This is a genomic window from Nocardiopsis sp. EMB25, assembly GCF_026797795.1.
Classification (GTDB): Bacteria; Actinomycetota; Actinomycetes; order Streptosporangiales; family Streptosporangiaceae; genus Nocardiopsis; species Nocardiopsis lucentensis.
The window spans coordinates 5,525,506-5,543,925 of the sequence record NZ_JAMTDN010000001.1 but is presented as its reverse complement, the minus strand read 5'-3'; the positions used below and the strand labels follow the sequence as shown (position 1 = coordinate 5,543,925).

18 protein-coding genes are annotated in these 18,420 nt (G+C 69.4%); 9 read left to right on the top strand and 9 right to left on the bottom strand.

Features of this window, described 5'->3' with window-relative positions; genetic code table 11:
• The first annotated feature begins 18 nt into the window (after nucleotides 1–18).
• The 5 genes from KIK06_RS24590 (at nucleotide 19) to KIK06_RS24570 (ending at nucleotide 6,904) form a co-directional block, all read left to right on the top strand.
• Nucleotides 19–1,116 carry an LLM class flavin-dependent oxidoreductase gene (locus tag KIK06_RS24590; RefSeq protein WP_268645292.1) on the top strand — a complete coding sequence of 366 codons (1,098 nt, stop codon included), beginning with the start codon at nucleotides 19–21 and terminating at the stop codon, nucleotides 1,114–1,116.
• A gap of 519 nt (nucleotides 1,117–1,635) precedes the next feature.
• Entirely contained in the window at nucleotides 1,636–2,745 is a 1,110-nt protein-coding gene (locus KIK06_RS24585; protein WP_268645291.1) for an ABC transporter substrate-binding protein, read from the top strand.
• A gap of 477 nt (nucleotides 2,746–3,222) precedes the next feature.
• A complete protein-coding gene (locus tag KIK06_RS24580) occupies nucleotides 3,223–3,573 on the top strand; it encodes a DUF6507 family protein (RefSeq protein ID WP_017600429.1) in 351 nt (116 codons plus the stop codon).
• Nucleotides 3,574–3,607: 34 nt separating this feature from the next.
• On the top strand, nucleotides 3,608–6,430 hold the full coding sequence (locus tag KIK06_RS24575; protein ID WP_268645290.1) for a DNA/RNA non-specific endonuclease: 2,823 nt from the start codon (nucleotides 3,608–3,610) through the stop codon (nucleotides 6,428–6,430).
• Between the two features lie 12 nt (nucleotides 6,431–6,442).
• Nucleotides 6,443–6,904 carry an immunity protein YezG family protein gene (locus tag KIK06_RS24570; protein WP_268645289.1) on the top strand — a complete coding sequence of 154 codons (462 nt, stop codon included), beginning with the start codon at nucleotides 6,443–6,445 and terminating at the stop codon, nucleotides 6,902–6,904.
• Nucleotides 6,905–6,910: 6 nt separating this feature from the next.
• Here KIK06_RS24570 and KIK06_RS24565 read toward each other — a convergent pair whose 3' ends face one another.
• On the bottom strand, nucleotides 6,911–8,290 hold the full coding sequence (locus KIK06_RS24565; protein WP_268645288.1) for a DUF6177 family protein: 1,380 nt from the start codon (nucleotides 8,288–8,290) through the stop codon (nucleotides 6,911–6,913).
• Between the two features lie 135 nt (nucleotides 8,291–8,425).
• Between KIK06_RS24565 and KIK06_RS24560 the strand changes: the two genes are divergently transcribed.
• Nucleotides 8,426–8,767, top strand: a complete 342-nt coding sequence (locus tag KIK06_RS24560) for a DUF5713 family protein (RefSeq protein ID WP_268645287.1) — start codon at nucleotides 8,426–8,428, stop codon at nucleotides 8,765–8,767.
• Nucleotides 8,768–8,789: 22 nt separating this feature from the next.
• On the opposite strand, the gene KIK06_RS24555 is transcribed toward KIK06_RS24560, so the two are convergent.
• On the bottom strand, nucleotides 8,790–10,013 hold the full coding sequence (locus tag KIK06_RS24555) for an FAD-dependent monooxygenase (protein WP_268645285.1): 1,224 nt from the start codon (nucleotides 10,011–10,013) through the stop codon (nucleotides 8,790–8,792).
• A gap of 105 nt (nucleotides 10,014–10,118) precedes the next feature.
• On the opposite strand from KIK06_RS24555, the gene KIK06_RS24550 reads away from it, so the two are divergent.
• Nucleotides 10,119–10,694, top strand: coding sequence for a PadR family transcriptional regulator (locus tag KIK06_RS24550; RefSeq protein WP_268645284.1), 576 nt, complete (start codon nucleotides 10,119–10,121; stop codon nucleotides 10,692–10,694).
• A gap of 172 nt (nucleotides 10,695–10,866) precedes the next feature.
• Here KIK06_RS24550 and KIK06_RS24545 read toward each other — a convergent pair whose 3' ends face one another.
• Nucleotides 10,867–11,745, bottom strand: coding sequence for an alpha/beta fold hydrolase (locus tag KIK06_RS24545; RefSeq protein ID WP_268645283.1), 879 nt, complete (start codon nucleotides 11,743–11,745; stop codon nucleotides 10,867–10,869).
• A gap of 742 nt (nucleotides 11,746–12,487) precedes the next feature.
• On the opposite strand from KIK06_RS24545, the gene nhaA reads away from it, so the two are divergent.
• Complete coding sequence (gene nhaA / locus KIK06_RS24540) at nucleotides 12,488–13,765, top strand: Na+/H+ antiporter NhaA (RefSeq protein ID WP_017600437.1); 1,278 nt, start codon at nucleotides 12,488–12,490, stop codon at nucleotides 13,763–13,765.
• Between the two features lie 178 nt (nucleotides 13,766–13,943).
• Here nhaA and KIK06_RS24535 read toward each other — a convergent pair whose 3' ends face one another.
• Nucleotides 13,944–14,495 carry a GNAT family N-acetyltransferase gene (locus KIK06_RS24535; RefSeq protein ID WP_268645281.1) on the bottom strand — a complete coding sequence of 184 codons (552 nt, stop codon included), beginning with the start codon at nucleotides 14,493–14,495 and terminating at the stop codon, nucleotides 13,944–13,946.
• A 50-nt stretch (nucleotides 14,496–14,545) separates the two neighbouring features.
• On the opposite strand from KIK06_RS24535, the gene KIK06_RS24530 reads away from it, so the two are divergent.
• Nucleotides 14,546–15,145: a TetR/AcrR family transcriptional regulator gene (locus KIK06_RS24530; RefSeq protein ID WP_268645279.1), complete on the top strand. Its 600-nt coding sequence runs from the start codon at nucleotides 14,546–14,548 to the stop codon at nucleotides 15,143–15,145.
• Nucleotides 15,146–15,233: 88 nt separating this feature from the next.
• Here KIK06_RS24530 and tgmC read toward each other — a convergent pair whose 3' ends face one another.
• From tgmC to KIK06_RS24505, 5 genes are all read right to left on the bottom strand, one after another.
• The gene (gene tgmC / locus KIK06_RS24525) at nucleotides 15,234–16,400 is read right to left on the bottom strand and encodes an ATP-grasp peptide maturase system methyltransferase (protein WP_268645278.1); all 1,167 of its coding nucleotides are present in this window, start codon (nucleotides 16,398–16,400) and stop codon (nucleotides 15,234–15,236) included.
• Nucleotides 16,397–17,377 carry an ATP-grasp ribosomal peptide maturase gene (gene tgmB / locus KIK06_RS24520; RefSeq protein WP_268645277.1) on the bottom strand — a complete coding sequence of 327 codons (981 nt, stop codon included), beginning with the start codon at nucleotides 17,375–17,377 and terminating at the stop codon, nucleotides 16,397–16,399. The genes tgmC and tgmB overlap by 4 nt, the downstream gene beginning before the upstream one ends.
• A complete protein-coding gene (tgmA, locus tag KIK06_RS24515) occupies nucleotides 17,377–17,739 on the bottom strand; it encodes a putative ATP-grasp-modified RiPP (protein WP_268645276.1) in 363 nt (120 codons plus the stop codon). Before tgmA ends, tgmB begins: the two co-directional genes overlap by 1 nt.
• A 251-nt stretch (nucleotides 17,740–17,990) precedes the next feature.
• Nucleotides 17,991–18,197 carry a hypothetical protein gene (locus KIK06_RS24510; RefSeq protein ID WP_268645275.1) on the bottom strand — a complete coding sequence of 69 codons (207 nt, stop codon included), beginning with the start codon at nucleotides 18,195–18,197 and terminating at the stop codon, nucleotides 17,991–17,993.
• Nucleotides 18,194–18,406 (bottom strand): hypothetical protein, encoded by a 213-nt coding sequence (locus KIK06_RS24505; protein ID WP_268645273.1) that lies wholly within the window; start codon nucleotides 18,404–18,406, stop codon nucleotides 18,194–18,196. The genes KIK06_RS24510 and KIK06_RS24505 overlap by 4 nt, the downstream gene beginning before the upstream one ends.
• Nucleotides 18,407–18,420: the final 14 nt, after the last annotated feature.

Below are 18,420 nucleotides of genomic sequence, written 5' to 3'. Positions count from 1 at the left end.
ACCAAGGAGTCTGAAGGAATGTCTGAAGCAGGCGTGTCGGCGCCCACGGAGTACGGCCTCTTCCTGCCGATCGGCAACGGCGGATGGATCATCTCCGAGACCGCCCCGCACCCCGAGGCGAGTTACGAGTACAACCGGCGCGCCGCCGTCCTGGCCGAGGAGCACGGTTTCGACTTCATCATGTCGATGGGCAAGTGGCGCGGCTACGACGGCGCCACGGACCACTGGGGGCGCACCCTGGAGTCCATGACCATGATGTCGGGACTCGCGGAGGCCACGGAGCGGGTGAAGGTGTGGTCCACGGTCCACACCAACCTGTTCCACCCCGCCCTGACCGCGAAGATGTTCACCACCCTCCAGGAGATCAGTGGCGGCAGGGCCGGGCTGAACATCGTGGTCGGGTCCTACGTGGACGAGTTCGCGCAGATGGGGCTCTGGCGTGAGGAGCTGTCGCACGCCGACCGGTACCGGTTCACCGAGGAGTGGACCACGCTGGTCAAGCGGCTGTGGACCGAGGACTCGGTGACCTTCGACGGTGACTTCCACCGTCTGGACGACTGCCGGTCGCGTCCGCACCCCGACCCGATGCCGACGCTGATCAGCGCGGGCCGTTCCGAGGCCGGGCTGAACTTCCAGGCCCGGCACTGCGACGGCTCCTTCCTGACCGCGTCGACCCTGGAGGGTCTGCGCGACGCCAGCCGCGACGTCCGCGGGCGGGCGGAGAAGCTGGGGCGGCGGATCAGGACGTACTCGATGCTGACCGTCGTGATGGACGAGACCGACGCGGCCGCCGAGGCCCGCCGTCTGGAGTACGGCCGGGGCGCGGACATCGACGCGATCGTCAACATGAAGCGTTCGTGGGGCCTGCCCGCCGACAAGGCGCTGTCCCTGACCGCCGAGAAGCCGGAGGACGAGGCGTTCCAGACTCCGTTCGTCGTCGGCTCACCAGAGACGGTGACGGAGCGGATCCAGGAGGTCGTCGAGTTCGCTGAGCTGGACGGGCTGATGCTGATCTTCCCGGACTACCACGCGGACCTCGCGGCCTTCGGTGAGACGGTCATGCAGCGCCTGCGGCCGGACACCGTCGCGACGCCGGCCACGGCGACGGGCCGATGACCACAGACTTCACCGCCTCCGTCCAGCGGTGAGGGACCGGGGCCGCCGTCACCCTGCGGCGGTCCCGGTCGACCCTCGGCGAGAACACACGCCACGTGACGAGCACCACACAACCCTGGGTGACGACCGAGAGAGAACCCCCAGGTCACCCTCGCCCACAGTGAGCAGCGGCCCACAAGGCCGATGCCATTGGGGTTTCGGTCCACTAGGGTCCAGTTTATGCGGCACATACCGACCCCCGATCGGGTGCGAATCCTCGGCTGATCCGACCCCCACAGCCCCTTTTCGTTACTTTCCGTACACATTCTGGACACCGACCCGACCACCCCCCACTTCCGCCGTTTCGGCTCCGCCAGCGAAACCCCGCGACCCGGGTCGACGCGAGCCCGAGACGACTACTCCGAGCGACCAAACCAGCACCCTCCAGCCACGACCATCCGCATCACCGAGCTCGCCGTGTACCGCGAACGCCTCCGTCCCCGGGGGCGCCCTCCCCCCGACACGAAGGAGTTTCCGGCCATGCCCACCCCTACCCCCCGAGCCCCGCGGCGACGGTCGAGCCTCACGTCCGCGGCCGCGGTGTCCGCCCTCTTCCTGACCACGGCCTGCGGCGGCGCGGAGGAGCCCGAGACCCCGGAATCGGCCACCGTCATCGACGACGAGCGATGCGCGACCAACCGGGCCGCCGGGACGGTCACCTACATCACCGGCTACCGCTACCAGGCCTCGGTCAGCATCCTGGAGGCCATCGCCGCCGACGCCCTCGGCTACTTCGACGCGGTCTGCCTCGACGTCAAGATCGTGCCTGGAACCGGTGACACCTTCGGCAACGCCGCGACGGTCGCCGACGGCGACGCGGAGTTCACCTCGATGGGCAACGAGGGGGAGATCCTCCAGGCCCACGAACAGGGCACCGACGTCATCGGAGTCGCCACCTACGGCCACGTGCCGATCGCCACGTTGCTGACCGGCCCGGACGTGGAGGATCTCAGCGACCTGGAGGGCGTCACGGTCGGCCACAAGGGCGCCCTGCCGCCGCCGATCGCGGCCATGCTGGTGTCGGAGGGCGTGGACCTGGAGTCGCTCGACCTGGTGCAGGTCGGTTACGACCCGTCCATCCTGCCCGAGGGTGAGGTGGACGCGCTGACCGCCTACCGCTCCAACGAGCCGTTCCTGCTGGACGCCATGGACGCGCGGTTCATCGAGTGGCTGCCGGGACAGTACGGCGTAGTGGGGTCGTTCGGTGTGATGGCGGCCGGCCCGGAGTACGCCGAGAAGAACCCGACCGTCGTCGAGGACTTCCTGCGGGCGCTGTCCTACGCCTTCGAGTACTGCCAGGGCGACGTCCGCGGCTGCGTCGAGTTCGCGTCGGAGCTGGAGGAGGAGCAGGACTACGACGTCGAGCACAACCAGCGCATCTGGGAGGCCGAGTACGAGCTGGTCACCACCTACACGACGGAGGGCGACCCGCTCGGGAGCATCGACCTCATCCGCACACAGGACGAGGCGACCGTGCTGTTGGAGAACAGCCAGTTGGAGGAGATCCCCGACCTGGAGCCGTTGTTCGCGCCGGAGTACCTGGAGTCGGTCCACCCGGCGGGCGAGGTGAGCTGGCCGCGCGGGAAGTGACACACCGCGAGGAAGCCGACGCCTCCGATCCGTCGTCGCCCGAGAGGGTGGCGGCGGATCTCTCTGTGTACGCGTACTCACTCCTTTTGTCCCCCATGTCGGGATAATGCACTCGACGAGACCGCGCGAAGAGTGCCGACACGGGAAGCGACGGATGAAGTTCGAGCTGGTAGATCCCCCCGAGCCACCGCACGAACCCCGGCAGCCCACGCCTCCGAGCGGCGTGCCTCCCGCCCCGGCGAACGTGGTTCCCGTCACGTCCCTGGCCCGGATGCGTGACCGCTCGAGCGACCACACGCGAACGATCGCGCGGGTCATAGCGTCGATCCAGCCCTCCCTGAACCGGATGAACGCCCGCATCGCCCGGGTGGAACGCGAACGGGCCGAAACCGGTCCAACACACGACGACCCCCCGGACGGCTTCCGCCCGGACCGGTTCGCCCCTCGCACGTCCCCCGCCGCACCCCAGGAGTCCCCATGAGCGGATGGAACATCGACGCCCCCGGAGTCGGCGGGGTCATCAACACGGTCATCACCCAGCTCGGTGACGGCGAGGGCAGCGGACTGGACGGCTCCGTCCGCGATGCCCAGGAGGGCATCCTCGACGCCGCCACCAGCGCCGTCAGCGCACCCGTGGAAGCGGAGCTCTTCAACCTCCTCGAACACGTGGGCGCGCTGTCCGAGGAGATGTTCGGCCGTGCCGGATCGGCGTTGGAGGGCTGCGCCGACGCGGTGGACGCCTATCTCGTCGGCAACTACGAGATGGCCGAGGAGGCCCAGCGCAACGCCGGGGTGATCGACGAACCGGACATCCCGCCGAACGTGTGACCCCGCCCTCCTCCCCCACCACCACGGAGCCCCCATGCCCCCAGTCGACGTCAGCCGGCCCGCCCCCGACACCAGGTTCCAGCAGCCCGTCGACCCCGATCCGCTGACCCTCCTCTACCCCCCGGCGATCCCCGTCCCCGGGACCGCGCCGGACTCCCTCCAGGCCGCCGCCGGCGCCATCGGCACCGCGGCCTCGGAGGTCTCGCGGGGCGCGAACGACGTCAAGACCTCTTGGGAGGGGCTGCAGCCGCACTACAGCGCCCCGGAGGCCGAGGACCTGTTCTCCGTCATGAACCTCGTCGCCCAGAAGGGCGACACGATCCAGGACGACCTGGCGGACGCGGTCGGCGCCCTGGAGGACTTCGCCGAGGCCGCCGCGGAGGCCAAGAGGACCCTGAGGAGCCTCAAAGATCAGGCCTGGGACTTCTACGAGGAGAACAAGGACGAGGAGCACTGGGCCCTCAACCCGTGGAAGGTCGGGCAGAACAGGGGCCTCAAGCTCGCGGTCAACCGGGCGTGGGCCACCTTCCAGGAGGCCGAGCGCGAGTGCGCCAACCGGCTCGTGGCCGTGCACGGCGGCGACACGACCTACACGGCGGCGAGCGCGGGCGAGCCGGGGGCCAACGAGATCGTCCACGGCATCGACCCGGACGACGTCCCCGAGACCGCGTACGACCTGACCTCGTTCGACGACTGGCAGCGGCTGTGGGAGGACGCGGACTACATCGCGCGCAACTCCGCCAAGCCCTGGCCCCTGGACTGGACCGTCGACGCCTACTACGCGAACTGGGACAACTTCGGCGGCGGGATGGTCTGGGACACGGCGGTGTCCGCGGTCGCCTCGACGGGGATGTGGCGCGAGGGGCGCGGCTGGGCCGATACCCCGGGTGAGGTGTGGGACAACGCGCTCCAGCACCAGGAGGAGAAGGTCGAGGGGCTGGCCGCCCTGGCCGGGTTCTACGGCGAGGACGAGTGGATGAACCCGTTCTCCGGTCCGGACGCGTGGAACTGGGAGGGTGACACGTGGTGGGACAACGTCAGCTCCTCCTGGACCGAGGTCGGCCATGACTTCGTCCCGTGGCGGGAGTGGGACGACCGCCCGGCGTACGTGGTGTACACGGGCGCGGGCAACGTCGCGTTGACCGCGGTGGCCTTTCCGGTTCGGGGAGGAACGATCCTGGCCCGGCTGAGCAACGGGGACCTCCTCGACGGCGCGGGTGGCCGCCTGCCCGACGACGTGTCTCCGGGAGACATGCCCACCCACTGGGAGAACGGGACGGCCAGCCTGGCCGACTTCGACCTGCCGGAGCACCTGTCACGCGACGGGGAGGGCCACTCGGGGGCGACCTCCTCGATCGACCGGCTCCTGCGGAGACTGAGCGCGGACTTCGAGGCCCGGCTCGGGGATCTCACCGGCACCGGAGGGGGCCGGAGCGGCGACGCGCCCGCCGGCGCACCGGACCGGGACGCCTCCTCCCCGGCCCCGGTCACGGCGGCACCGGATCGTGGCGACAGCGCGGATTCGTCCTCGGGTCGGGGCGAGGACGACGAGGTGGTCGACCGGCAGGCGCAGGAGCTCGTCACCGAGGTAGAGGAGTATCTCCGGGAGAACCAGCCCGCCTTGGTCGGAGCCGGTGCCCGGATGGACGTCGGCGCCCGTACCGACATGACCGTCACCAACAGCGCCGGTGACGGCGGCGGTGCCCGAGAGTTCACCGGAGGCTCCGGAAACCAAGGGAACACGGGAGGCACCACCCTGGTGGACTCCGGCGGCCCGCGGGGAGGCAACGGTCACGGTGGAGACGATCCCCGTTCAACGCTCAGCGGGCCGGGTGAAGGCCAGGGACCAGGATCCGACAATCTCCGACACAGAGAAGACGCGAGCGAATCTGCCTCCCAGAACAACTCCGGAGGCACGAATAGGCCTCCGCAGTTCCGCCCCCTTGACCGGAACAGCACCGATTCCGAGGTCACGAAACTAATTCCGGAAGAAGGTCAACGCTTCGGCGAAGGTGTCTCTCTGGATCCCGACACCCGCTACAGGGTGTGGGAAACGGACGGGCGCTGGACCGACTACATCACCGACAGCAACGGTAAAATCACCGAGATCCGCGCCGCATCCAAGGGGTGGAACACCAAGCATCCGGAATTTCTCAATCCACGAAGAGACATGACCTACGTGGTCGACCAGTACACGTTCCGCACCGATGATCAAGGCAGGACTGTCTCCGCCGAAGGAACGTTGAGCCAGCAAACCAACGAAAGAAACGATCACAGGCAGACAGCGGTCGGAGGCCAGGGGCGAAGGTACTTCCAACTCCTGAACGAACAGATCAGGAAGGACTTCATCGAAGTCGAGAAGCGTGAGCCAGAACCAGGCGAAGTCCCCCAGTATCAGGACATCCAATACGATGGGGGTCACCTCATCGGCTCCCAGTATTATGGCATCGGGGACCCGTTGAACATGGTCCCCATGAGGTTTGACGTCAACCAGAACCGGACCGCCACAGCACTCGGCGACAAGGACCCCAATGCCCTAGGGGGCATCGATGGCGCCTTCTATAATGTGGAGCGCGCCTGGCGAGGAATCTTGACCCAAAAGGAAAAATGGCACCTCTTCAACAATTCAAACTTCAACGACGGATCCTGGAAGGCAGCTCTCGCCCTCAACCCAAAGAACCCGAAGATCGATGTTAAAATCACGAACATCTACGACCCAAACCTCCCTCCAATCAAGGACCCAAAAACGGGGAGAATAGTTCCTTCCCCTCCCGTTGAAGTACAGGTTCGATGGTCCATCAACGGCAGAAAAATCAAGAAAACCCAGACTTACAACAACCTACCGCCCCTGGAATGAGAGGATACTAAATTGGTAAGCCCATTCTTCAAGCGAGGCCACCTGGACCAGTCGGGCCAGCAAGAGATCCTGCAGAAAATCGGAAAGAAGATCATCGCCGAAGCTCCTGCAGAGTGGGACCGCATGATCTATTCAACCGAATGCGTGATTGACCACTCGACCGAATCTCTACTCATTGAGTTCGCCAACGGCGACAGCGTGGACGAGTGGACGCCGGAGGGACTCAGTCTGCTCGTCAAGGAGCTTCGCGCTGGGATGTACAAAGAGGGAAAAGGAACCTGGTTCTCCCTCAGCTACACCATCACCCGACCGGGGAAATTCACAGTCGAATACAACTACGACGACGACCCCCACATCGTCTTTCCCACCGCTCAGGGTTTCACCAACGACCTGAAATACTTCCCTCGAGACGAAGAGCACATCCCCGACTGGCTACATGAGAAGCTTCGTGAGGAGGCGGATGGTCAGGCCTGAGGGCCGTCACCCCCCAGCCGCCGCCCCCAGGTACGTCAACTGCGCCCGGATGGCGGCCATCGCCCGCTGCGTGTTCCCAGCCCCCTCCGGGACCGGGTACCAGGCCGCCTGACGCCCGCCCTCACCCAGGACCGTCCCGCCCAGCGGACCGGCGACCGCCTTCCTCCCACCGACCCGGCGCACCCCGTCCGGCCCGACGGCCATCCCCAGCGGGACGGCCAGCCCGTGCCAGCGGGGCTCGTACGTGACGTCGGCGCGCCCCCGGATCCAACGGACGTGGAGCACGTCCAACAGGTCCCGGGCGGCGAGCGTCCCGACCAGTCCGGGCAGCGCGTCGGTCGGCAGGTCGACCCCGTCCTCGAAACCGACCGCCATGGTGATCCGCTCGGCGGCCCGCTCGCCGTTCCACGTCACGCGGACGCTCCCGGAGAACGGGTGCCCGACGCCCCGGGGTCCGGAGAAGTGCGTCACCGTGGGCCTGGGCACGCGGTGCCGGGCCAGGCGGACCAACCGCTCCGGCTCCCACGCCGCGAGCGCGGGCTCGTGCGGCCCCCAGCCCACGGGAACGCATCCGGCCAGGTGCTCGGTGACCGCCTCGACCGCCCGTCCCAGGGGCGGCGCGAACGGCTCGCGGTGTCTCACGGACAGGTCCAGGACGAGCTGCGCTCCCAGGGGCGCGTCGTCGAGGAACCCCTCCGGCGGGACCGCCGCGTCCTCCCCTGGAAGGGGCACGTACGCGTGCTCCGCGTCCCACCGCAGGGGATACCCGCTGACCCCGTCGAAGTGCGAACCGTCCTCGGCGCGCACGACCCACCTGGCCCTCGGCGACGTGACGAGCGTGCGCAGGGCGTGGGTGAGCCGCGCGCCCCTCGGGGTGAGGATCTGCGCGACCGCGCCCCGACCGGCGGGCATCGCGTCGGAGATCCACGAGGACAGTGGGACGACCTCGCGGTCCTGGGCGATCACGATCGCCTCGGCCGCGGCGCGTTCGACGGCGGGGTGGTCGGTCTCCTCCCACTCCGAGGGGTCACCCGGTCCCGAGGTCCACACGGTGCCTCCCGACCGCAGCGCCAGGGCGTCGGCCACGCGGTGCGCGGTCTCCCGTCCGGCCTCGTCCGGGCGGGCCCGCACCTCCACCCACCAGCACGGATCCGGCATGCCGACCGCCGCGTCCGCGCCGAGCAGGCGGACGACCTCGTCCCGCGCCTCCACGCGCTGCGAGCGCTCGACCGAGGCCAGGAGTCGGCGGTCCGCGTCGCGGATCTGGAGAATCCCGCCGTCGTGCAGGGGGCGGACCCACAGGCCGGGGCCCGCGTCGTTCAGGGCACGCGAGATCGCCCGCATGTCGGGGTCCTTCGCCAGCAACGCCACCACGTCGTAGGTCAACGGTTCTCTCTCCGGGCCGGTCGTGCACGTCCCGGGGAAGCATAGACGGGGCGCACGACGCCGCCGCGAACCGTCCTGTCGGAGCCGTGCGCCAGAGTGGACCTTCGCAGGTCCCGACGAAGGCGAGGAAGCACCGTGGCGATCACGAACGAGCGACTGGCGGAGCACCCGTTCCTGCGGGCGATGTACGCGGACGGCTACTACCCGGACCACGTGGTGGACAAGGGGAGGGAGGTCCTGGTGAGCCTGTGCGAACGGATCGAGGCGCAGCGGCCCGCGGACCTGGCGGCGCTGTACCGGCTCACGCACGGCGCGACGAACGAGTTCAACGCCCTGGAGCCGGAGTTCGAGGAGGCGGGCAGTGAGATCGAGACCGTGGCGCGCGAGGCCATCGCCGAGGAGTTCTGGATCGTGGCGTCGGCCTACGGGTTCGCGGACGCCGACGTGGAGAAGCTGATCGCCACCCGGGAGTGGTGACGTCCGCCCCGGGCCTTCGCGCTCAGGTGCCGATGCCGTCGACCTCCAGCGGTTCTCGCAGGTCGACCCGGTAGTCGTGCATCCACCCCCGTCCGCCGGACCGCCCGGCGATCGCGAACACCACCCTGAGCACGAGGTCGCGCACCGCGAGCGCCACCGGGTTCGGGGAACCGCCCTTGCGGCTGCCCTGCTTCCTGCCCTCGGCGGCGATCCGCTCCACGCGGTCACGGCGCAGCGACTCGTACCCTCCCAGCGCCTCGGGGAGACCGTCGACGTCGCGTAGGCACTTGGCGAGGACCAGCGCGTCCTCCGCGGCGAGGGAGGCCCCCTGCCCGCTGGAGCTGGACACCGCGTGCGCGGCGTCGCCCAGCAGGACCGCCCTTCCCCGGTGCCAGCGCGGCAGGGAGGGCACGTCGTCGATCCCCAGCGGGCGGAAGCACGCGGGGTCGGCGGCGGCCAGGATCGTCGTGATGTCGGAGAGGTCCCCGGAGAACAGGTCGAGCGTGAACCGCTTCCACTCGTCGTCGGACCGGGCGGCGATCCGCTCCCGCGTCATCTCCTCGTGCGCGACGTTGACGAACCACAGGACCTCCTCGCCGGGCACGGCCTGGTAGCCGAAGAAGGCCCTCCGGCCGAACACCATGCGCATGGTCGCGTCCGGCGTCGGGGCCACCTCGACCGGGGGCGTGTGCCCCCCGATGTTCAGCAGGCCGGTGTACTCCGCGCGGGGAGCCCCCGGGTCCATGAGGCCCCGCACCCGGGAGCGGATCCCGTCGGCGCCGATCAGCACGTCCCCCTCGGCGGTCGTGCCGTCGGCGAACTCCGCGACGACCCCGGCCGGGGTCTCGGTGTAGCCGGTGAACCGCTTGCCGTACTCGATCCGCGCCCCGTGGTCGCGGGCGGCCTCGGCCAGGGCCCGCTGGAGGGCGTCCCGGCGGACGGTGACGGTGCGCAGGCGGTCCGGACCCTTCTCCGACCCGTCCCCGACCAGGCCGAGTCGGCGCCCGGAGGCGTTGACGAGTTCGATGCGGCACGTGGAGTCGGCGGCCACCGCGCGGACCGGCTCCAGGAGTCCGAGCACCTCCAGCGCGGCCAGCCCGTTGGGAGCCAGGGTGAGGAAGGAGCCGAGGCCGTCCCCCGGGCCGGAGTGGGCCTCGTACACGACGGCCTCGATGCCGACCTCGCGCAGCGCGACGGCGGCGACCGGCCCCGCCACTCCTCCTCCGATGACCAGTGCCTTCCGCATCCCCGTGCTCCCTTCGGGTCAGTACTGCTTATTAGTCATAATATGACTATACATAGAATGACCATGGATTCAAGCCCCGCTTCCTTGCTCTGAGAGGTCCGTTCGATGCCCCCGCGCACCCACAAGCGTTCGCCGCTGGCGGTCCAGTTGCTCCTGTTGCTGTTGGAGGAGCCGATGCACGCGTACCGGATGCAGCAGCTGATCAGGGAGCGGCACAAGGACACGGTCGTCAACATCGCGCAGCGCAACAGCGTCTACCAGACCCTGGACCGGCTGCTGCGCGACGGACTGATCGAGGTGCACGAGACCGAACAGACCGGGAACCGGCCGCGCAGCACCACCTACCGGATCACCGACGAGGGCCGCGAGACGCTCCTGTCCTGGCTGCGCACCATGCTCTCCACACCGGCGCGGGAGTTCCCGGAGTTCCCCGCCGCGCTCGCGTCACTGCCCGCGCTGACCCCGGAGAGCGTGCGGGAGCTGCTCGACGGGCGGGTGGCGAAGCTGCGGCGCACGCTCGCCCGGATGGACGACGAGAAACGGCTGACCGACGGGATGGGACTGCACCGCGTCTTCACCATCGAGGACGAGTACCGCCGCGCGATGGTGGAGGCCGAGCTCGCCTGGGTGATGGCGGTCATCGCCGACCTCGGCGAGGGCCGCCTCACCTGGCACCGGTGACCGCCGACTCGGTGACCCCGACCAGCGCCTCCTGGCCGCGATCAGCCTCCGGCCCTGGACCGAGGATCGGCCCCGTCACTTCTTCGTCCGGTTCTCCGCCGGAGGCAGGAGGAGGAGTCCCGGCTGGAGGAGCGTTCCTGACCCGGCCCCTCCGCCAGTGGACCCGGACGCGTCAGTCGAACTCGCGCAGGAGTTCGGCGACGCGTTCGGGCTGCTCGTGGAGGGCGATGTGGCCGGCGCCCTCCAGGACGCGCACGTCGGTGTCCAGCAGACGGCGGGCGGGGCCGTGCAGCCGAGCGGGGGAGAAGAAGGTGTCGTCGGACCCGGTGGCCACTGTCCTCGGGGTGTCCGACCACGGACGCAGGCACTCCATGGTCAGCGGTCCCGGCGCGAGGCTGGTCCGGCAGTGCCGACCGACCAGGGTCATCCACGGGGCGAGCGGGTGGATCCCCGCGCTGACGTACTCCGGCCCGCTCATGGCGTTGAGCAACCGGGTGCTCTTGCTGTCGCGGGGCCCGATCATCCACGGCAGGACCGTGCGCATCACCTCGGGGGTCAGCCCCGCCGCCGTGAGCCCCGCCGGGCAGACGAGCATCAGGGCCCGGGTCAACGGGGAGGGTTTGGCGGCCAGGGCGATCGCGGCGCCGAGCGAGTGCCCCAGCACGATGACCGGCTCTTCGGTGAGCTGCGGCAGGATCTCGTCGAGCCAGGCTCCGTAGGCGGCGGTGCGCGGCGCCTTGGGTCGGACACCGCAGCTGAGTCCGGGCTGGCCCGGGACGTCGACCGAGATCACCGTCCGGTCGCGCGACAGCACGCGCAACGGCTCGACGGAGCTGGCGGTGTTGAAGTTGGTGCCGTTGAGGACCACCACCGGGGTGCCCGTGCCCCCTGACGCCCGGAAGGCCCGCGTACTGCCGAGCTCGGAGGAGACGGTGGGAAGCGAAACGAGCCCGGGCCACCGGGCGATCTCCTCCTCGCACCAGTCGCGCACGGTCCGCGCACCGGATTCGGATCGGTAGACGTGCGCACCACGCACGTGGGAGTCGAGCATCAGCCGCCTGGTTTCCAGATAAGGGTGTTCAACGCCGACCAGTCTTCCCGGCACTCCACCTTCGGACTGTACGCGGGTGACGCGCGTCACGCCATACCCGTCCCGTCCGGCCCCACCAGCTCGAACGCGTCGGCCCCGAAGACGGATCACAGCACGACTCCGGCGACTCATGGTAATCGTGAACCCCGGGTGACCGTCGGGCACCATTCCGCCCCGCAGCCGATCCCGACACACAGACCCCCAGTGGGACGTGCGTCACATTTTCCGTGCCCGGAACACGAACATCAAAGCCGTACTTTTCGGGTAGGAGTCCCGCAGCCGTCGGTCAATCCGATCCGACACGCCCACGGGAGCGCACGCAGTGGTGGACATCACCGGGGAAGCCTCGGGCGGTAAGCCCGATTCCTTGACATATGATGCGTGGTGCCTGTTATCACAGAACCTGATGTCCGCCGTGTAGACACCGGGGGGAGAACAGGGACGCGGCTGGACCAGCAACCAACCAACCCGTTGGTCATAGTCACGGGCGGTGATCCCCACCGCCGCCGTCCACCCCGTTCCCCGATGCCGACGCGGCTGCCCGCGTGCCCACCGACAGAATCGGATCCGGCGCGAACACATGCCCTCTGGGCTGGACATCTCCACAAGGGTCCGTGAACATGGGCGGGGCGCCGAGCGCCTCAGGTGTGCCGGGAAGACTGGTCGGCGAGTCCCTGTCGAGTCACGTCCTGGAGAGTCGCACATGAGCATCGACCCGATCGAGCACCCCACTCCCTCGAGCCCACTGCTCAGCCGCTTCGCCGACACCCTGCGCAGCGACAGCGTCGGCGGCTTCATCCTCATCGGCGCGGCCCTCCTGGCCCTCCTGTGGATCAACTCGCCCTTCGGCGAGGCCTACGAGCACCTCCGTGAGATCCGGTTCGGACCCGAGTCGCTCCACCTGAACCTGACCCTGGAGACCTGGGCGGCCGACGGCCTCCTCGCCATCTTCTTCTTCGTCGTCGGCAACGAGCTCAAGCAGGAGTTCGTCAACGGCGAGCTACGCAATCCACGGCGCGCCGCGCTACCGATCGTCGCCGCCATCTGCGGCATGGTCATCCCCGCCGGGATCTACGCCGCGGTCAACTTCTCCACCCCGGAGACCATGTCGGGCTGGGGTATCCCGATGGCCACCGACATCGCCTTCGCCGTGGCGATCCTCGCCGTCGTCGGCCGCTGGCTCCCGACCGCCCTGCGCACCTTCCTGCTGACCCTGGCGATCGTGGACGACCTGGGCGCCGTCATCGTCATCGCCGTCTTCTACACCTCCGGCATCGACTTCGTCTCCCTGGGCCTGGCCGCGGTCGGCCTCGCCGTCTTCGGCTACCTCCAGCGCGGCAAGGGCCTGGCCGCCAAGCTGAACGCCTCGTTCATCCCCAACTGGATCGTGTACATCCCGCTGGCCGTGGTCATCTGGGTCCTCGTCCACGAGAGCGGCGTGCACGCCACCATCGCCGGTGTGGCCATGGGTCTGCTCATGCGCACCACCAAGCACGAGGGTGAGCACCACGACCCGAGCCACGGCGTCGAGCAGATGCTGCGTCCCTGGTCCGCCGGTCTGGCGCTGCCGATCTTCGCCTTCTTCTCCGCCGGTGTGGTCTTCGACAGCATGGGCGCCGTGTTCACCGACCGCGCCGGGCTCGGCATCATCCTCGGCCTCGTGGTCGGCAAGGTCGTCGGCATCGTCGGCGGCTCGTGGGTGATGACCAAGCTGACCGCCGCCGAGCTGAACCCCAGCCTCAAGTGGATCGACCTCGTCGGCATGTCGCAGCTCGCGGGGATCGGCTTCACCGTCTCCCTGCTGATCACCGAACTGTCCTTCACCGACTCGCCCGAGCACCTCACCCACGCCAAGTCGGGTGTGCTCATCGCGTCGCTGATCGCGACCGTTCTGGCCGTGGTCATCCTGGGCGCCCGCAACCGGCACTACCGCGGGCAGGCCGCGGTCTCCCCGCCGGAGGGGGCGGGCAAGAGTTCCTGACCCGGTCCCGCGACGTCACGGCGGCCCCGCCACCCGGTCCGGGTGGCGGGGCCGCCGTCGTTCTCGCGCACGGGCGGCGCCGTTCCGGCGGGTGTCGGCGTCCGCCGTCCGCCTCGGGAAGGGACGGGATCCGGCGGGCGGGGCGGCGTCCTGCGACCGGCCCGTCACACGGGCGGCCTCACCGGCTCCGGGCCCGCCACTCGCGGGCGAGGACCCCCCAGATCTGTTCGTCGTGGCGGATGCCGCCGTAGGACCAGCACTCGCGCCGCACACCCTCGAGCGTCATGCCGAGCCGTTCGGCCACCGCGGAACTCCGCTTGTTGTCCGCCCGGCAGCACCACTCGGCGCGGTGCATCCCCCGGGTTCCGAACGCCCAGTCCAGCAGGGCGCGGCACGCCTGCGTGACCAGGCCGTGGCCCTCGGCGGCCGGTTCCAGCCAGCAGCCGACCTCACATGAGCCCGAGGCCGCGTCGAACTCCGCGAACAGCACGCCGCCGACCAGTACGCCGTCGAGCCAGATGCCGAAGAGCCGGGCGCCGTCCGCGGCCTGGTTCTCGGCGTACCGGCGCAGCGTGGCCCGCGCCCCGTCGAGGTCGTCGGTGACGAACGTCGGTCCGACCCACGGCCGGATGTGCTCGCGCGCCCGGTCCATGTGGGCGGCGAACTCCTCGGCGCGCCACGGCTCCAGGGGGCGGAGCCGGGCGTTGGCCCGGAGGGGGAGGGAGAACATGACGACCCCACATTCACATAACGGGCGTTAGGTTTATGTACCGTAGCAGCATGCCACGCACCAAGGGGGACCACGAGGCCCGTCGTCGCGACGTCTCCGAGGCGGTCTGGCGGGTGTTGGCCGCGCACGGCTTCGGCGGGCTGACCCTGCGCGCCGTCGCCACCGAGCTCGACGCGACCACCGGCCTGCTCACCCACTACTTCCCCACCAAGCGCGACCTGGTGACGTACGCCCTCGACCTGCTCGACCGGCGAACCCAGGCTCGGCCCCGGCCCGTGGCCGAGCAGGGCCTGCCCGCCGTCAGGGCCGCCCTGCTCGACATCCTGCCGCTGACCGCCGAGGCCACCGACAGCAACCGGATCTGGGTGTCCTCCTGGGACGCCGCGCTCGCCGACCCCGGGCTGAGCGGCGACCACGCCCGCCGGTACGCGCGCAGCCGTGACAGGCTGCGTGAGCTGGTCGCCACGGCTCAGCGGCTCGGCGACCTGCCCGCCGGGGACCCGGCGCGTATCGCGGCCGGGGCCCAGTCCTTCGTGCTCGGCCTGGTGGTCCAGGCCCTGTTCGACCCCGCCGCGTTCCCGCCCGAACTCCAGGTCAGACTGCTCGACGACTACCTGGCCGGACTGGCGGCCCCACCCGCCACGCGGTGACCGACGGCCCCGTGCGTGGAGGTGTGTTCCTCCCGTGCGCGGCCCACCAACCCGGGCAGAGGGCTGGAGCGGCTCGCGGGATCATGCCTCACGTCAGCGGCCAGCGGGGACCGTCCGGGTTCTGGAACCACACCCACTGATCCTCGGCGTGCACCGTGACACCGAAGTGCGACCAGTCCGGTTCTCCATTGGCCACCCACCACGCGTGGGTGGCCTCCAGGACGCTCCACAACCGCCTCGGCCCACCCTGGGACACCGCGAACCCACCGTCGGCCGGTTCGGTGTCGACCTCCGCCCACGCCCCGTCCGCGCCCTCCAGGGCGAGGAACTCGGTGCCGTCGTCGGCGACCCTGAGCACCGTGTGGGCGTCGACCGTGGCGAGCTGGGCCACGAACGCGAACGCCGGTTCGCTCACCAGGGACGGGTCCAACGCACTCACACCGGACTCGCCCTCGTCGTCCACCGTCACGCGTGTGCGCGGCGTGTGACTCCGCGCGGGCATGAACCCCGCCCACTCCGGCAGGAAGCGGCCCCGGGCCCTGCCGTCGTCGCCCACTCGGAGCTTGAGCATCGCACCTCCGGTACCGCCCGCGATGTTCACCAGGACCAGCCCACCGGGTGTGACCTGGTCGATCCACGCCGGGGGGACGTGGGTGAAGGCCGTGGTGGAGATGATCCGATCGTGGGGAGCCCGGTCCGCGTATCCCTTGTGGCCGTCGTACTCCGCGACGACCGGGTGATAGCCCGCCCGCGCGAGACGCTCCGTGGCGTCGGAGACCAGGCGCGGTGAGATGTCGATACTCGTCACGCGATCGGAGCCCAGGTATTCGCTCAGGATCGCGGCGTTGTAGCCCGAGCCAACGCCGATCTCCAGGACTCGGGGCTTGTCGTCCACCTCCAGTTCGTCGAGCATCCGGGCCATGAGGCTCGGCATCGTGGACGAGCTGGTGGCCCGACCGCCCCCCACGCCGTCAGGGAGGGCGTCAATGATCGGCCGCCCATCGACCTCGATGATCAGTGTCTCGTCGGCGTAGACATGGGCCGACCACTCCTCGCGCTGGGCGGCCACATCCCGGCGCACGAGGCGGTACCGCGTGCCCTGGGGGGTGTTGGCGTAGGTCGCGAAGGCGGGGACGAACGCCCCTCGGTCGACACGGCGAAACACCTCAGCCAATGGCGAGCCGGACGCGAACACGCCCGCCTGCGCGAGTTGATCGGTGAGCACGGACGAGGGTGGGTGAACAGCGCCGGTCATACCTGCCCTTTCTCCAGTAGGTCAGCGATGGTCTGCCCGATGGGCAGCCCGCAGTGGTGGGCGAGCCATCCCCACTCCCCGTTGGGGTTGACCTCCAGCAGGGTCCAGCTCCCGCCCGGTGAGACGATGAAGTCGGCCGCCCCGTAGGTGAGGCCGAAGGCTTGCATGTAGCGTTCCAGACCCCCGCGCACCGCGTCGGGGACTTCGACGACCTCGTAGCGGTGAGAGGCGTAGTCGGTGCGCCAGTCGACGTAGGCGGCCTCGGAGGTGGCGTGGATGGCCACGGCGAACAGCCGCGTCCCGACGACCGTGACGCGAACCTCGTGGTCCTTGTCCACCCACTGCTGGAAGCAGTGCGCGGTCAGGGAGAGCGCGCTGTCACGTAGCTCTTCGATGTCGGTGATCCGGTTGGCATAGACGATGCGTGTACGACCCCCCTCCACGTGGAAGGCACCCCCGAGCGGCTTGTACACGACGGGGCCGGGGATGCTCCGCGCCCAATCGGCAGCGTGCTCGGGGACGCTGGTGATGATTGTGCGCGGTACCCGCAGCCCGCACCTGGCCGCGGTGGCGAGCTGGACGGGCTTGTACTCGGCCGCGCTCATCCGTGCGGGCCGGTTGATCCACAGACAGTCCAGGCTGAGCAGGACACCGCCGAACCCCATGCGGGCCTCCCGGTAGGCCCACCGCTGTTCGGGACCGGACATGCCCTCGGCCAGGGTGAACTGGGACGGACGCCGGTAGTAGACGCCGCGCACCGATTCCAGGTCCAGGCCCCGGAAGGCGTCGTGGATGGTGCCGCGCCAACGGCCGTCGTCGAAGTCGGCTTCGACGGTCATGGTGGAGGGGAAGTCCCCAGAGTCCATGCGAACGACGGGGACGTCACGTTCACACAGATGGTGGATGACGGGGTCGGCGGTGCCGTCCTCAGTGTGGGTGAGGACGAGCACCGCGTCACGCATCGCGAGGGAGACCATCAGTCGCTGCCCGTCTCCTCGGAGCTGGGCTTCTGGTTGTCTGTGGTCCCTGTGGTCTCCTTGGTACCTCCAGTGTGTCGGCCCAGTCGCGGGGCGTGGGTGAGACGGTCTACGGTCATCTGCTGGTGCGGGTCGTAGACCCAGCGTTCTACGGCGTCGGTGACCTCGGTTCGAGGCTGGGGGGTGGCGGCGTACCGCAGTCCCCACGGGCGGGTGGACGGTCCGCTTCCGGTCTCGGTGCCGTACTCGAAGATGTCCGTGGACGGGTCGAGGGGGAACGCGTCACCCACGCGGAGGATCTGGGCTCGGGACTCCCCGTCCGGGGACTCCAGGAGCGGACGACGGTGGTCGGTGATGGTCACGGAACGTGTCCTTTCTTGGGAGGGTCGGGTAGACGGATGCTTACCCGCTGTGTTGGATTGAGTTCGTGTTGTGTCCGGGTGCGGTCACATTCCACTCCGACCGGTCGAACCGGACCGCTTCGGCGAGGAGGAGCACCGATTCCGAGTGACGTAGGCCGTGGACACGGATCAGCCGGTGGTAGGAGTTCGCCCAGCCGTCTCGGTGTCCGTCCACCAGCCACTCAGACCGCCCCACGTAGGCCACCCACGGCTTACCGGACACCGCTCGGCCCCTTCCGGTCCACGGCCACCATTCGATCGGCGGGCAGCCGGTACCAGGTGCTCCCGAGCCGGACATGGACGTGTCCGAACTCGGACGGGCGGATGTCGGTGACCACGCGCAGGTGCCCTGCGTGCATCAGCACGATGTCGTTGCGCTTGAGCTTCCCGACGGCCACGTCCCGCCAGTTCGCGGTCACCGGACGGCCCCAGCGGCTCGGGCAACGGAGGCCAGGCGCACGTCGAGAATGTCCACACGGGCGGCTCGGATGACGTCGTCAGACCGGCCGGTGGCGGGGTCAGTGTGTACTGCGACGAACCCGTCTTCGGCGCGGCTGATCATCCATCCGGGATGGAGTCTGCGAAGGGCGGCGAGGGCGGCCTGTTCGGGGGTGTTGGGCTCCGTCATGTAGCCCAGCTCAC

What these genes read in the sequence shown, in the direction of transcription:
- KIK06_RS24590 (WP_268645292.1), top strand. Translation starts at nt 19, where the DNA reads ATGTCTGAAGCAGGCGTGTCGGCGCCCACGGAGTACGGCCTCTTCCTG.
- KIK06_RS24585 (WP_268645291.1), top strand. Translation starts at nt 1,636, where the DNA reads ATGCCCACCCCTACCCCCCGAGCCCCGCGGCGACGGTCGAGCCTCACG.
- KIK06_RS24580 (WP_017600429.1), top strand. Translation starts at nt 3,223, where the DNA reads ATGAGCGGATGGAACATCGACGCCCCCGGAGTCGGCGGGGTCATCAAC.
- KIK06_RS24575 (WP_268645290.1), top strand. Translation starts at nt 3,608, where the DNA reads ATGCCCCCAGTCGACGTCAGCCGGCCCGCCCCCGACACCAGGTTCCAG.
- KIK06_RS24555 (WP_268645285.1), bottom strand. Translation starts at nt 10,013, where the DNA reads ATGCGGAAGGCACTGGTCATCGGAGGAGGAGTGGCGGGGCCGGTCGCC.
- KIK06_RS24550 (WP_268645284.1), top strand. Translation starts at nt 10,119, where the DNA reads ATGCCCCCGCGCACCCACAAGCGTTCGCCGCTGGCGGTCCAGTTGCTC.
- KIK06_RS24545 (WP_268645283.1), bottom strand. Translation starts at nt 11,745, where the DNA reads ATGCTCGACTCCCACGTGCGTGGTGCGCACGTCTACCGATCCGAATCC.
- nhaA (WP_017600437.1), top strand. Translation starts at nt 12,488, where the DNA reads ATGAGCATCGACCCGATCGAGCACCCCACTCCCTCGAGCCCACTGCTC.
- KIK06_RS24535 (WP_268645281.1), bottom strand. Translation starts at nt 14,495, where the DNA reads ATGTTCTCCCTCCCCCTCCGGGCCAACGCCCGGCTCCGCCCCCTGGAG.
- KIK06_RS24530 (WP_268645279.1), top strand. Translation starts at nt 14,546, where the DNA reads ATGCCACGCACCAAGGGGGACCACGAGGCCCGTCGTCGCGACGTCTCC.
- tgmC (WP_268645278.1), bottom strand. Translation starts at nt 16,400, where the DNA reads ATGACCGGCGCTGTTCACCCACCCTCGTCCGTGCTCACCGATCAACTC.
- tgmB (WP_268645277.1), bottom strand. Translation starts at nt 17,377, where the DNA reads ATGGTCTCCCTCGCGATGCGTGACGCGGTGCTCGTCCTCACCCACACT.
- KIK06_RS24505 (WP_268645273.1), bottom strand. Translation starts at nt 18,406, where the DNA reads ATGACGGAGCCCAACACCCCCGAACAGGCCGCCCTCGCCGCCCTTCGC.